Here is a 12,721-nt window from a genome sequence, read left to right as displayed (position 1 = left end):
CTTCAGCTCCTGCACGTCTTTTCGAGCACTGGCTTGTAAATCTCACCTTCCAGCATCACCTTGGTATTGGGGTTGACGCCGTAGCCCAAGGCATAAACCTTGTAGGCCGCCTCGACCTCGAAGGTCTGCTTGTTACGCAGAATCTGCACCTTGGCCGGCGAGGACTGGACAATGATGTATTTGGGTGGCTTGGCCGGCGTGGGAGGTTTGACACTGGTTGAACCGTCACCGGTTGCAAATTGAGCACTGCGACCCGTGAATTCGCCGTATTTCACGTAGACACGCGTCGCGTCGTTGGTATCTTCCCAGTTGATCACTTCGTACATGGGTTTGGTGCTACCTATAACCTGCTCGCAAAAACCGCGCCGATCGGTGTTGGCGCTGCAGTTGGGCTCCGGATAGAACGCGACGTCCTTGTTGCCGAACTTGCAGCCACGGGCCTTGGAGTTCTGGGCCAGCGCCAGCGTGGCATCCATGATGTCGAGTTCGGCGTCGTTCAAGGCCAGCTCGGCCGCCTGAAACGCAACCTGGTGATCGCGGTCGTTGCGTGCGGCCTTGTCGCCCAGCAGGGTGCTGCGCGCAGCAAACAGGGCCGCCGTGATGGCGATGGTCATCATCAAGAGAACGAAAACCAGGGCCACACCACGCTGCGGTCGCTGGAGAGGGGTTTTTTTGGGCAGGCTCATGACAGGCATCACATCGAGTTGCGCAACATGAAAGTGGTCGTGTAGACCCGGCGCAGGCGTCCATCGTCGGGCGGCGTGAACTCCAGGCCATCGGCCGTCTGACCATCGCTGAAGTCCTTGCCCAGCGGATACAACTTGTCGCCCGAGGCGGCTTGCGCGCTGCCCGGCGGACCACGAACAATCAGCCCCACGCGCACGGCCTTGACGTAGGGCCAGTTGCCAGCGCCCACATCGGCGGCGCTGACCCAGCGGTCCGGCACGCCATCGCGCACGCAGGGCGACCCCTGGCAGTCCACGCCGTACATCACCTTGAAGACCTCGACGCCTCGCGCCATGGGATTGCTCAGACGCTTCCAGCCCGCCGGAGAGTCGGGCTGGTAATACTCCTCGGAGCAATAAAGCTCGGGCTCGTCCTTGTACGTCGCGACCCAGAAGATGCTCATGCCCAACTGGGTCTCGTCATCCGTAAGGGCCACGCTGTTGCCGCCACAGGTCTTCACGCTGCCGTTGCCGCGACCCTGCTGGCGCGCCTGGGCGGTGTCGCTCGCGCCATTGAACCGAATCGCCAGGCTGTCACTGCTGTTGACCCCACCGCTGCTGGCCTCGCCAACTTCACCCTGAGTGGAGGCAACTTTGGAGTCGTCAAACCCCAGGATCGGACACGGCTTGGTATCCGAGCTACCCACACACAGGTCGAACGGATTGGACAGCGTGCGCCGCGTCAGGCCGGCGTCGCTTTCCTCGGGCACGGCTCCGGGGTAGCCCGCGTCGTGGATGGCCTGGCCGATCAACTCGAACGCAAAGCGTGCGGTGTCGTCGAGGCTTTGCGAGGCGTCCACCGTACGTTTGCTGGACGAGTTGACCGAATACAGCGCCACGGTCGCCATGGTGACCATCAGCATGAGGACGATGGCGACCAGCAACTCGACCAAGGTCAAGCCGCGCTGCCTGCGGGGGGCGATCGACCGCACGGTCATGGCGTGGCTCCCGGCGGGGGCGTTCCTACGTAGTCGCGCAGGTTGCCCATCACCGAAACCGCAAACCGCGGCCGATCGGCGGTCATCCAATTCGTATCGACGCTGCTGCCCTTGGATCCAACGGGCGGCTTGCCCAGCCAGCCCATCTTGATCAGCACCGTCGCTCCGGCTTGATCGCACCCGCCCCATTCCAGCTCACCCGCTGCGTTGCGCGGCGTGGAATCACGGCACACCTCGGCGCGCCCCTCGGGCAGGGTGCCGGTGGACTTGACGCGCAGCGCCCAGTCGTCTCGCGCGGCGGTCAGGAGCGCGTCCGGGGTGCAATTTTTGTCGGCGCCGGTGCAGTTGTTGGCGACTCCAGTGGAGAAGGAATCGGTATCGACCATCAAGGTGTTGGTCGAGGTTGCCGTCGCCGACGAGGTCGAGGAAACGCCATCGGGAATCATCTGCATCAGCTCTCCGTATTCGCGCGCCATCGCCCCTGCCACGACCGAGTTGGAGGAGTACTGGGTGGATTGCATGGACGACAGCATCATCCCGACAGCCCCGAGCATTCCAAACGCGAAGATCACCAGGGCGACGAGAACCTCGACCAAGGTAAACCCACTCTGCAGACGAGATGAGCGCATGTTCATGACCGCAAGTCTGCAGACATCCGCCGTCCGGCGCGAGCGTGGCCCGACCAGCGGCTCGAAACGGGGGACGAACGGACTCGACCGAGAAACAATCGTTGCGCCCGGAACAACGACAATGGCGGCTTTCGCCGTTTGCATGAAGCCCTTCGTCCGCGACCAACTCCAGCGCTACGCCGACCGCCTGGGCGAGCTGGACTTTCTGCTCTCCCGCCCGGACGTCATGGCCGACATGACCCAGTTCATGGCCCTGTCGCGCGAGCACACCGAGGTGGCCGCCGTCGCCGGCCGCTGGGCGCGCTACCAGCAGCGTGAACGTGACCTGGGCGCGGCGCAGGACATGCTGGCCGACCCCGACATGGCCGAGCTGGCGCGCGAGGAGATCGCCGCCGCCCAGGCCGAGCTGGCCGAGCTGGACGCCGAGCTGCAGCGCATGCTGCTGCCCAAGGACCCCGACGACGCGCGCAACGCCTTCCTTGAAATCCGCGCCGGCACCGGCGGCGACGAGTCGGCGCTGTTCGCGGGCGACCTGGCGCGCATGTACACGCGCTACGCGCAGGGGCGCGGCTGGCGGGTGGAGCTGATGAGCGAGTCGCCGGCCGAGCTGGGGGGCTACAAGGAAGTGGTGTTGCGCATTGCGGGCGAGGGCGTGTACGGCACCCTGCGCTTCGAGTCGGGCGGGCACCGCGTGCAGCGCGTGCCGGTGACCGAGACGCAGGGCCGCATCCACACCAGCGCGGCCACGGTGGCGGTGATGCCCGAGCCGGACGAGGCGCAGGCCATCACGCTCAACCCGGCGGACCTGCGCATCGACACCTTTCGCGCCAGCGGCGCGGGCGGCCAGCACATCAACAAGACCGATTCGGCCGTGCGCGTGGTGCACCTGCCCACCGGCCTGGTGGCCGAGTGCCAGGACGGGCGCAGCCAGCACGCCAACAAGGCGCAGGCGCTGCGCGTGCTGCAGGCGCGCCTGCAGGACAAGGAGCGCGGCGAACGCGCCGCCAAGGAAGCCGCCACGCGCAAGGGCCTGATCGGCAGCGGCGACCGCAGCGACCGCATCCGCACCTACAACTTTCCGCAAGGGCGCGTGACCGACCACCGCATCAACCTCACGCTGTACAAGCTGGCGCTGGTGATGGAGGGCGATTTGCAGGACATCGTCGACGCGCTGCAGGCCGCGCACCAGGCCGAGCAGATGGCCGAGCTGGAGGGACAGGTGTGATGCAGATTTATAAGCAAAATCGGCCTGTAGCCTGGATCGATCAAGCGCAAGCAGCTATTTTGTTGATAGCATGACTGCCGAGATGCGCCACCGGCCGCTCTCCCCAAAGGGGCGAGGAAGCACGCTGGCCCAGGCGCTGGCGATGGCGCAACAGCAAGGCCTGCCCCGCATCGACGCGCAGATGCTGCTGCTGCACGTGCTGGGCCGCGCCACGCATGACCGCGCCTGGCTGATCGCGCACGACGGCGATGCGCTGGCCCCAGGCGCTGCCGCCCCATTCGGCGCCCTGTGCGCGCGCCGCCTGCGCGGCGAGCCGGTGGCCTACCTGACCGGCACCAAGGCCTTTCACGGCCTGACGCTGCACGTCGATGCCCGCGTGCTCGACCCGCGCGACGACACCGAGACGCTGGTGGATTGGGCGCTGGACCTGCTGCCGGCCGACCAGCCCGCGCGCGTGCTGGACCTGGGCACCGGCAGCGGCGCCATCGCCCTGGCGCTGGCCGCCGCCCGCCCGCGCGCCGACGTGTGGGCGGTGGACGCCAGCGCCGACGCGCTGGCCGTGGCCCGGGCCAACGGCCAGCGGCTGGGCCTGGCCGTGAACTGGCGCCACGGCGACTGGCTGGCGCCGGTGGCCGGCGAGCGCTTTGACCTGATCGTCAGCAACCCCCCCTACATCGCCGAAAGCGACCCGCACCTGGCCGCGCTGGCGCACGAGCCGCGCCAGGCCCTGGCCAGCGGCCCGGACGGCCTGCGCGACCTGCGCGCCCTCTGCGCCGCCGCCCCGGCCCAGCTGCGGCCCGGCGGCTGGCTGCTGCTGGAGCACGGCCACGACCAGGCCGCCGCCGTGCGCGCGCTGCTGCAGCAGGCCGGCCTGGGCCAGGTGCAGTCGCGGCGCGACCTGGCCGGCATCGAGCGCTGCTCGGGCGGCCAGCGGCCCGCTTGACAGTGGCCGACCCATTGGTTGGACAATGCGCTCCATGCCACATGCCGCCAAGCTCCGCCTCGCCCCCACGTCCCTGGCCCTCGCCGCCTGCGCCCTGCTGGCCGCCTGCAGCGGCGGCACGCCCTGGGGCGCCACGCCGCAAAACCTGCCGGTGACCCTGCCCGACCTGAGCCGCGCCGGCCAGGTGGTGGACGGCGCCTCGGGCTCCACCGCCGGCGCGCTGCGCGTGGCCGAGCGCGTGCACCAGGCGCTGGAGGCCGACCCGCAACTGGCGGGCCAGGGCCTGAGCGTGGAAGGCCTGGAAGGCGGCCTGATCGTGCTGGGCGGCCCCGTGCGCGGCACGGGCGACCGCCAGCGCGCCATCGACACGGCGCGCCGCGTGCCCGGCGTCAGCCAGGTGGTCGACCGCATGCGCACGCCCTGACGGGGTACGCCGGCATTTCTGGGATGATGGGCGGCGTTTCATCCAAGGAGATTTTCATGACCCACCCCACCCCATGGTTGCGCGGCCTGGCCGCTGGCGGCGCCCTGGCCACCCTCGCCATCGCCGCCGGCTGCGCCGGGGGTACCTACGACGCCGCCGGAGGCTCCTTGTACAACCGCGACACCCAACGCCAGATGCAGAACCAGGACCTCGCCGACCGCGTGCGCGCCGCGCTGCGCTCCGACCCGCGCGTGGGTGCCGAGGGCCTGCAGGTGCAGGCCCTGGGCGAGGGCAAGGTCCAGATCAGCGGCACGCCCGCCAATGGCCTGCTGGGGCGCGAGCTGGCCATGCGCCTGGCGCGCAGCGTGCCGGGCGTGACGGCGGTGTTCAACAACATGACGATGAATTGACACCCACCCCCGTTGCTCCACTCGCTGCGCGATGTTTCGGCATCCCCCCTCGAGGGGACATCGCCAGTGACCGGGGAGACCCCGGCCACGGCGATCGCTGGCATGGCCTGCTCCGCGGCCGTTCGGCTCTTTGAGTTTCAGTCGCTCGTCGCGGCGCGCGCATAGCGCGTGGTCGCCAGGCCCTGCAGGCCGAACTGCGCCAGCAACGCGTGCAGCCGCTCGGCGGCGCTGCGCTTTTTGTGGCCGGTGTGGCGGGCGATGATCAGCTCGTTCTTCAGGCTGTGCTCCCAGCCCACCAGCTCGGTCACGGTCACGCTGTAGCCCTGCGATTCCAGGTACAGGCAGCGCAGCACGTTGGTCAGTTGGCTGCCCAGCTCGCGCGTATGCAGCGGGTGGCGCCACAGCTCGGCCAACGGCGTGCGCGACAGCTGCAGGGCCTTGTTCTGGCGCAGGCAGGCGGCCAGTTCGGCCTGGCAGCAGGGCACCAGCACCATGGCCTGCGCCTGCTTGGCCAGGCCGAAGGCGATGGCGTCGTCGGTGGCGCTGTCGCAGGCGTGCAGCGCCGTCACCAGGTCGAAGCGCTCGGGCAGATCGCCCTGCTGCGCCGCGTCGGCCGCCGCGATGTTGAGAAAGCGCATGCGCTCGAAGCCCAGGCGCCGAGCCAGCGCGCGCGAGCGTTCCACCAGCTCGGCACGCGTCTCGATGCCGTAGAGGGTGCCGCTGCCGTGGGGCTTGAACCACAGGTCGTACAGGATGAAGCCCAGGTAGGACTTGCCCGCGCCGTGGTCGGCCAGCGTCAGCTCGGCGCCGTGCGGGGCCAGCTCGTCCAGGATGGGCTCGATGAAGTGCACCAGGTGCTCGACCTGCTTGAGCTTGCGCCGCGAGTCCTGGTTGAGCCGCCCGTCGCGGGTGAGGATGTGCAGCTCCTTCAGCAGCTCCACCGACTGGCCCGGGCGCAATTCGGCCAGCACCGGGTTTTCGGATTGATTGGGGCCGCTGGCCCGCACCGGATGTGCCCGATCAGCTCTTTTTTTGGGAGCAACCGGGTTCATGTTTCGGACGGCCCCACGTCCAGCGCGGCCCAGCCCTCGGGCCCCAGCTTTTCCAGCGTGGCCATGTTGGCCTCGTAGATCGCCTCGGCCTCGGGAAAGGCCTCCACCGCGCGGTCCACGCTGGCCTCGCGCAGCAGGTGCAGCGTGGGGTACGGCGAGCGGTTGGTGGCGTTGGTGATGTCGCCCTCCTCGGTGCCGGCAAACTGAAAGCGCGGGTGAAAGGGCGCGATCTGCAGCACGCCGGCCAGGCCCAGCTCGTCCAGCAGCGCCTCGGCGTCATCCAGCACGTCGTTGAAGTCCAGGAAGTCGGCCAGCTGGTCGGGCACGATCAGCAGCGTGGTCTCACGCTCGTTGGGATCGGCGGCGGCCAGGGCCTGCAGTTCGGTGCGCAAGGCGGCCAGCAGCTCGCGGCGCCCGCCGCCGCTGCACACGGCGTAGTGGACCTGGCCCTTGACGTGGGGCGCCTTGGCGAAGGGACACAGGTTCAGGCCGATGACGGCACGCTCCAGCCAGCGGCGGGTGTCGGCAATGGCGGTTTCGGGGGTGATGGTGGGCATGGCCGAATTACACCACCGCCGTGGCTCAACGACGCACGCCGTAGCGCTGCAGCGCCCACGCCAGCACCAGGCCGACGGCGCCGTACGTGCCGGTCACGGCCCAGGTCCAGTCCCAGCCGCCCACGCGGCTGGCCACCCAGGCGACCACCGGCGGGCCGCTCATCTGGCCGATGGCCGACCACTGCTGGATCCAGCCCACGGTGGTGGCGATGTGGCCCTCGCCCGGCGCCACGCGCGGCGCCAGGGCAAACAGGGCGCCCGGGATCAGGCCGCCCACGGTGGAAAACAGCAGCGCCCCGCCGTAGCGCAGCACCGGCGCATCGACGGTGGCGCTGCCGAAGGCCAGCCACGCGCCCACGGCCATGGCGGCAAAGCCCGACCACAGCACGGTGCGAGCGTTGACCCCCCGGTGCAGCAGGCGCCCGGCGCCGATGTTGCCCACCATGTTGACGGCCGCCACGGTGGCCGTCAGCACCGCGCCCAGCGCCCCGCCCCAGCCCGACTGCTGGTACAGCGTGGGCAGAAAGCCGATGACGGCCAGCCACTGCGCCGCGTACACCGCAAAGCACAGCGCCGCCAGCCAGGGCCCCGGCGCGCGCAGCGTGGTGGCCAGACGGCGGTGCCAGGGCTCGGCGGCCGGCACGTCGCCGGCCCGCGCCGGCGCGCGCACGTCGCGCGGCACGGCCTGCGGCAGCCAGACCAGCATGGCGGCGGTGCACAGCGCCGTCAGCACCCACCAGCCGCGCCAGCCCAGCACGCCGATCAGCAGCGGCCCGGCCAGCAGGGCCAGCGCGGTGCCGAAGGGCATGTAGGTGCTCCACACGCCCAGCATGCGCGTCAGCCGCCCCGGCGCCACGGCGCGCCGCAGCAGGCTGGGCGCGGGCACGGTGGTCAGCAGAAAGCCCACGCCCTCGATGGCGCGCAGCAGCAGCAGGTCGGTGGCGTCGCGTGCGGCGGCGCCGGCCAGGCCGGCGGCGGTCAGCAGCGCCAGGCCGGTGAGCATGCAGCGGCGCAGGCCCACGCCGTCGGCCAGCAGGCCGGCCACCAGGCCCAGCAGCACGGCGCCCAGCTGCACCAGCGACAGCAGAAAGCCCGCCTGCACCAGGCCGATGCCCATGGCCTGCTGCAGCGCGGGCACGGCCGGCGGCAGCTTGCCCACGTGCAGGGCGGCGGCCACGCCGGCCAGCACGATGACCCAGGGCGCCCGGGCGCTGAAGCCGTTGGCCGTCACTGGACGACCCTCCGCGCTGCGCGCTGCGGGATTCGCGCTTGGGAGCGGCCCCGCGCGCTCATGCAAACAGCCTTTGCCCGGTCAGGCGCTCGTGCTCGCGCAGGGCGAAGCGGTCGGTCATGCCGGCGATGTAGTCGGCCACGGCGCGCGGGCGGTCGGCGCCGTCGGCAAACTCGGGCGGCAGCTCGCCGGGCGTGGCCAGGTAGGTGGCGAACAGATCGCGCACCACCTGCTGGCCGCGTGTGGTGGTGTCCAGCACCTGCGGGTGGCGGTAGAGGTTGGCGAACAGAAAGCGCTTGAGCGTGGTGGACTGCGCGCGCATGGCCACGTCAAAACACACCAGCGGCGCCTGGCCGCGCGCGGCGTCGGCGTCCGCCGGCGCGGCGGCCTCGATGGCGGCGCGCGTGGCGGCGATCACGTCGTAGACCTGGGCCGAGAGCATGCGGCGGATCGACTCGTACAGCAGGCGCCGGCCCATGGCCGGCTCGGTCAGGCGCGGGTGCTCGTGCAGCGCCGCGGCCTGATGCTGCGCGAACAGCGGCACCGCGGCCAGTTGGTCGAGCGTGAGCAGGCCCGAGCGCACGCCGTCGTCGATGTCGTGCGCGTTGTAGGCGATCTCGTCGGCCAGGTTGGCCAGCTGCGCCTCCAGGCTGGGCTGGGTATGGTCGAGAAAGCGGCGCCCTATGCCGCCGGGCTCGCGCGCCTCGATGCGCTGCGCGTGGGCCAGCGAGCAGTGCTTGAGGATACCCTCGCGCGTCTCGAAGGTGAGGTTCAGCCCATCGTGCTCGGGGTAGCGGTGCTCCAGCGTGTCGACCACGCGCAGGCTTTGCAGGTTGTGCTCGAAGCCGCCGTGCTCGGCCATGCACTCGCCCAGCGCGTCCTGCCCGGCGTGGCCGAAGGGCGTGTGGCCCAGGTCGTGCGCCAGGGCGATGGCCTCGACCAGGTCCTCGTGCAGACCCAAAGCGCGGGCAATGTCGCGCGCCAGCTGTGCCACCTCCAGCGAGTGCGTCAGGCGCGTGCGGAACAAATCGCCCTCGTGGTTGAGGAACACCTGCGTCTTGTAGACCAGGCGGCGAAACGCGCTGGAGTGCACGATGCGGTCGCGGTCGCGCTGAAAGGCGTTGCGCGTGGGCGCGGGCGTGACCGGGTGCCGCCGGCCGCGCGATCGGGCAGGGTCGCTGGCGTAGGGAGCCAGAGCGCCGGGTTCATGAATCAAATGGGCCTCCAGCCGGCATCCATTCAGCCCAAATAGCTATCATATTGATAGTTACCCAGCGCAACACCGGTCGATCACCTGGCGCACCAGCGCATCGGGCGCGGCGCGCACGGCGGCGCGGCCCGGGCCATCGATGACGACGAAGCGGATCTCGCCGCCCTCGGCCTTCTTGTCCACGCGCATCAGCTGCAGGTAGCGGCCAGCGTTGTCCTGCGCGTCGATCACGGCGCCGCGCACCGGCAGGCCGGCGCGCTCGATCAGCGTGCGCAGGCGCCGCACGAAGGCGGCGTCGACCAGGCCCAGCTCGCGCGAGAGCTCGGCCGCCATCACCATGCCGGCGGCCACGCCCTCGCCGTGCAGCCAGGCGCCGTAACCCATGCCCGCCTCGATGGCATGGCCGAAGGTGTGGCCAAAGTTGAGGATGGCGCGCAGGCCGGCCTCGCGCTCGTCCTGCCCCACCACCTCGGCCTTGATCTCGCAGCTGCGCTGCACGGCGTGCGCCAGCGCGTCGGCGTCCAGCGCGCGCAGGGCGTCGATGTGCGATTCGATCCAGTCGAAGAAGGCCATGTCGGCGATCGGGCCGTACTTGATGACCTCGGCCAGGCCGGCCGACAGCTCGCGCGCCGGCAGCGTGCGCAGCGCATCCAGGTCGCACACCACCAGGCGCGGCTGGTGGAAAGCGCCGATCATGTTCTTGCCCAGCGGGTGGTTGATGGCGGTCTTGCCGCCCACCGACGAATCGACCTGCGCCAGCAGCGTGGTGGGCACCTGCACGAAGGGCACGCCGCGCATGTAGCAGGCGGCGGCAAAGCCGGTCATGTCGCCCACCACGCCGCCGCCCAGCGCGTACAGCACGGTCTTGCGGTCGGCGCCGTGGGTCAGCAGCGCATCGAAGATCCGGTTGAGTGTGGCCCAGTCCTTGTGCTGCTCGCCGTCGGGCAGCGCCAGTTGGTGCACCTGGCGATGGCGCCCGGCCAGGGCCTGCGCCAGGGCTTGGGCGTAGAGCGGCGCGACGGTCTGGTTGCTGACGATGAGCGCGTCGCTGCCCTTGGGTGCCGCCGCATAGGATGCCGCCTCGCCCAGCAGGCCGGCGCCGATCAGGATGGGGTAGCTGCGCTCGCCCAGCGCGATGGCGACTTGCCGCGGGGCCGAGAGGTCTTGCGTTGCTTGCATAGGGCACTCAGTTTAGACGGTGCCACGCCTGAGGCACCCGCTCAGGGCGCCGCGCCGCCCGGCGGCATCAGCTCCAGCTGCATCATGATGCGTCCCACCAGCATCGACATCGACGAGCCGTGGGTGTCCAGCACGAAGTGCGCGCACTGGCGGTACAGAGGGTCGCGCTCGGCATACAGCGCGCGCAGGCGCGCCAGCGGGTCGTCCACCTGCAGCAGGGGCCGCTTGGTGTCGTGCCGCAGGCGCCGAAACAGCGTCTCGGGCGAGCTGCGCAGGTAGATCACGGTGCCGCGCTCGTGCAGGTGCTGGCGGTTGAGCGGCCGCAGCACCGCGCCGCCGCCCGTGGCCAGCACGCCCGGCGGGCCCTGCGTCAGCTCGTCGATCACCGCCTGCTCGACGTCGCGAAACGCCGCCTCACCCTCGCGGTCGAAGTAGTCGCGGATCAGGCAACCCAGGCGCTGCTCGATCACCGTGTCGGAATCGGCAAACGGCAGTTGCATGCGGCGCGCCAGCGAGCGCCCCACGGTGGACTTGCCGCTGCCGGGCATGCCGATGAGAACTATCATAAAAAAAGCCCCGGTCAACCGGGGCAGGATGATAAGCGGTGGGCCCGACTCCCGGCCCACCTCTCTACGCTATGGACACACTCCCAGCGACACGGTTCGACTCACGGTTGCCGAGTCTCGTGTCGCCGTGACCACGAAGTTGTACGTGGTGCAGGCTGCAACAGTGGGTGCTGTTCCGGTAAGCGCGCCACTCACGGCTCCACCTGTCAGTCCGCCAGGCAAGTTCGTGTATGTCCACACCAAGGGTTTGGATGTGTCACCGCCGCTTGCAGAAAAAATGTACGCGTAGCTCGTATTGGACGTCGCACCAGGCAGCGCGCAGGGAACGTTCACATCGCTGCCGCAACCGCTCAAATTGATGGACAGCGGAGCCGGCACCGGGGCGGGCGGCGGCGGCGGTGCCGGCGGCGTGGGAGCGGCCGCGACGGCGATCGAGATGTTCGCGGTCTGCGACGTGCCCGCGCTGTCGGTCACGCGGATGGCCACCGAAACCGTGCCCGGTGGGTCCATGCTGGGCGTACCACTGATCAAGCCGGAGCTGCTCAGCGTCAGACCCGACGGCATGCGCCCCAGCGCCTGCCAGGTGTAAGGTGCCACGCCGCCCGTGACGCTGAGCACGTAGCTGTACGGCACGTCGTTGGTGGCGCCGGGCGGCGTGATGTCGGCGAAGGCGAGCGGATCGGCGTTGACCACGGGCGCGCCCTGCGTCGCCGTGACCACCACCAGGCTGGTGATGGGGTCCTGGATGCCGTTGCTGACGTCGTTGTCCAGTCGATCGGTCACCAGTTCGAGCAGGATCGGGCCCTCCTGCGAGCCGCTGGACAGCGAGAACAGGCCAACACCGCCCGTGGTTTGCAGTTGCAGCACGCTGCCCTGCTTGCCATTGGCCAGCAGGCGCGCGCCCTGGGCCGCGGGAGTCACCGAGCGGATGCTGACCTGGAGGTTGGCGTGGCCGCTGCCAGGAACGGGCTGGTTGGCATCGTCCCAGATGTAGGCGTTGACCGCCGTGCTGGTGCGCGCGTTGTAGAGGTTGCCCTGCACACCCAGCGTCGGGTAAGTGGCGATGGCCACCACGCTGGCGGCCTTGCCGGAACCCGCGCCGCCGCCCACCGTGATGTTGACGCTGGTGCTGACTTCGCGGTTGGCGCGCGGATCATGCACCGAGCAGGTGATGGTGGCCACACCGGCCTGGTCGCTGGCGTGGAAGTGGAAGGAAGCGCCGCCGGCGTTGGAAGGCAGCGTGATGCTGCGATAGGCGTTGGGAACCTTGATCGTCCCGCCATTGCCGTCGGGAACGTCGTGTTCGTGTTCCGAATTGCCGTCCAGGTAATACAGGGGCCCCGAGGGAAGGCCGTAGGCCGTGTTGCAGGCGAAGATGTCGGTGCCGCCCGGAATCGGTGCGTCACCCTTCTTGGCGTTGACGTAGAGCGTGGTGGTGAAGGGATGTTGCGGGCCGATGCCGACCGGATAGCCGGCGGTGTTCAACGGCAGGCTGGTCTGCTCGGCCACCAGGGTGATCGAATAGGACTCGGGCGTATCCCCGGGGCTGCCGCCCCCGCCACCACACCCGGCCAGCAGCGCGGCAGCGGCCAGGCCCACGATTCCAATCAACTTTCGCATAGGGTCAACTCG

Annotated in this window: 14 protein-coding genes; 4 read left to right on the top strand and 10 right to left on the bottom strand. The window is 69.8% G+C overall.

The window, feature by feature from the left end; all coding sequences use genetic code 11:
- Positions 1–2: 2 nt before the first annotated feature.
- From H6927_17980 to pilV, 3 genes are read right to left on the bottom strand one after another with little or no spacing between them, the layout of a single operon-like run.
- Entirely contained in the window at positions 3–686 is a 684-nt protein-coding gene (locus tag H6927_17980; GenBank protein MCP5219973.1) for a hypothetical protein, read from the bottom strand.
- Positions 687–694: 8 nt separating this feature from the next.
- Positions 695–1,663, bottom strand: coding sequence for a PilW family protein (locus H6927_17975; protein ID MCP5219972.1), 969 nt, complete (start codon positions 1,661–1,663; stop codon positions 695–697).
- Complete coding sequence (pilV, locus tag H6927_17970; GenBank protein ID MCP5219971.1) at positions 1,660–2,436, bottom strand: type IV pilus modification protein PilV; 777 nt, start codon at positions 2,434–2,436, stop codon at positions 1,660–1,662. The genes H6927_17975 and pilV overlap by 4 nt, the downstream gene beginning before the upstream one ends.
- Here pilV and prfA point away from each other — a divergent pair.
- The 4 genes from prfA (at position 2,435) to H6927_17950 (ending at position 5,294) form a co-directional block, all read left to right on the top strand.
- Positions 2,435–3,517 carry a peptide chain release factor 1 gene (prfA, locus tag H6927_17965; protein ID MCP5219970.1) on the top strand — a complete coding sequence of 361 codons (1,083 nt, stop codon included), beginning with the start codon at positions 2,435–2,437 and terminating at the stop codon, positions 3,515–3,517. The genes pilV and prfA overlap by 2 nt on opposite strands.
- 82 nt (positions 3,518–3,599) lie before the next feature.
- Positions 3,600–4,460 (top strand): peptide chain release factor N(5)-glutamine methyltransferase, encoded by an 861-nt coding sequence (gene prmC / locus H6927_17960; GenBank protein MCP5219969.1) that lies wholly within the window; start codon positions 3,600–3,602, stop codon positions 4,458–4,460.
- Between the two features lie 34 nt (positions 4,461–4,494).
- Complete coding sequence (locus tag H6927_17955; GenBank protein MCP5219968.1) at positions 4,495–4,884, top strand: BON domain-containing protein; 390 nt, start codon at positions 4,495–4,497, stop codon at positions 4,882–4,884.
- Positions 4,885–4,940: 56 nt separating this feature from the next.
- On the top strand, positions 4,941–5,294 hold the full coding sequence (locus tag H6927_17950; GenBank protein MCP5219967.1) for a BON domain-containing protein: 354 nt from the start codon (positions 4,941–4,943) through the stop codon (positions 5,292–5,294).
- Positions 5,295–5,431: 137 nt separating this feature from the next.
- On the opposite strand, the gene H6927_17945 is transcribed toward H6927_17950, so the two are convergent.
- The 7 genes from H6927_17945 to H6927_17915 form a co-directional block, all read right to left on the bottom strand.
- Positions 5,432–6,346 (bottom strand): SAM-dependent methyltransferase, encoded by a 915-nt coding sequence (locus tag H6927_17945; protein ID MCP5219966.1) that lies wholly within the window; start codon positions 6,344–6,346, stop codon positions 5,432–5,434.
- Positions 6,343–6,903 carry a DUF1415 domain-containing protein gene (locus H6927_17940; protein ID MCP5219965.1) on the bottom strand — a complete coding sequence of 187 codons (561 nt, stop codon included), beginning with the start codon at positions 6,901–6,903 and terminating at the stop codon, positions 6,343–6,345. Before H6927_17940 ends, H6927_17945 begins: the two co-directional genes overlap by 4 nt.
- A 25-nt stretch (positions 6,904–6,928) precedes the next feature.
- Positions 6,929–8,134: an MFS transporter gene (locus tag H6927_17935; protein ID MCP5219964.1), complete on the bottom strand. Its 1,206-nt coding sequence runs from the start codon at positions 8,132–8,134 to the stop codon at positions 6,929–6,931.
- A gap of 58 nt (positions 8,135–8,192) precedes the next feature.
- A complete protein-coding gene (locus H6927_17930) occupies positions 8,193–9,347 on the bottom strand; it encodes a deoxyguanosinetriphosphate triphosphohydrolase (GenBank protein ID MCP5219963.1) in 1,155 nt (384 codons plus the stop codon).
- A 54-nt stretch (positions 9,348–9,401) separates the two neighbouring features.
- Positions 9,402–10,523 carry a 3-dehydroquinate synthase gene (gene aroB / locus H6927_17925; protein MCP5219962.1) on the bottom strand — a complete coding sequence of 374 codons (1,122 nt, stop codon included), beginning with the start codon at positions 10,521–10,523 and terminating at the stop codon, positions 9,402–9,404.
- Positions 10,524–10,564: 41 nt separating this feature from the next.
- Positions 10,565–11,089, bottom strand: coding sequence for a shikimate kinase (locus H6927_17920; protein ID MCP5219961.1), 525 nt, complete (start codon positions 11,087–11,089; stop codon positions 10,565–10,567).
- Between the two features lie 69 nt (positions 11,090–11,158).
- Complete coding sequence (locus H6927_17915; protein ID MCP5219960.1) at positions 11,159–12,709, bottom strand: putative Ig domain-containing protein; 1,551 nt, start codon at positions 12,707–12,709, stop codon at positions 11,159–11,161.
- Between the last annotated feature and the right edge of the window lie 12 nt (positions 12,710–12,721).

This window comes from Burkholderiaceae bacterium, assembly GCA_024235995.1.
Classification (GTDB): Bacteria; Pseudomonadota; Gammaproteobacteria; order Burkholderiales; family Burkholderiaceae_C; genus Ottowia.
This window is presented reverse-complemented; position numbering and strand designations above follow the sequence as displayed.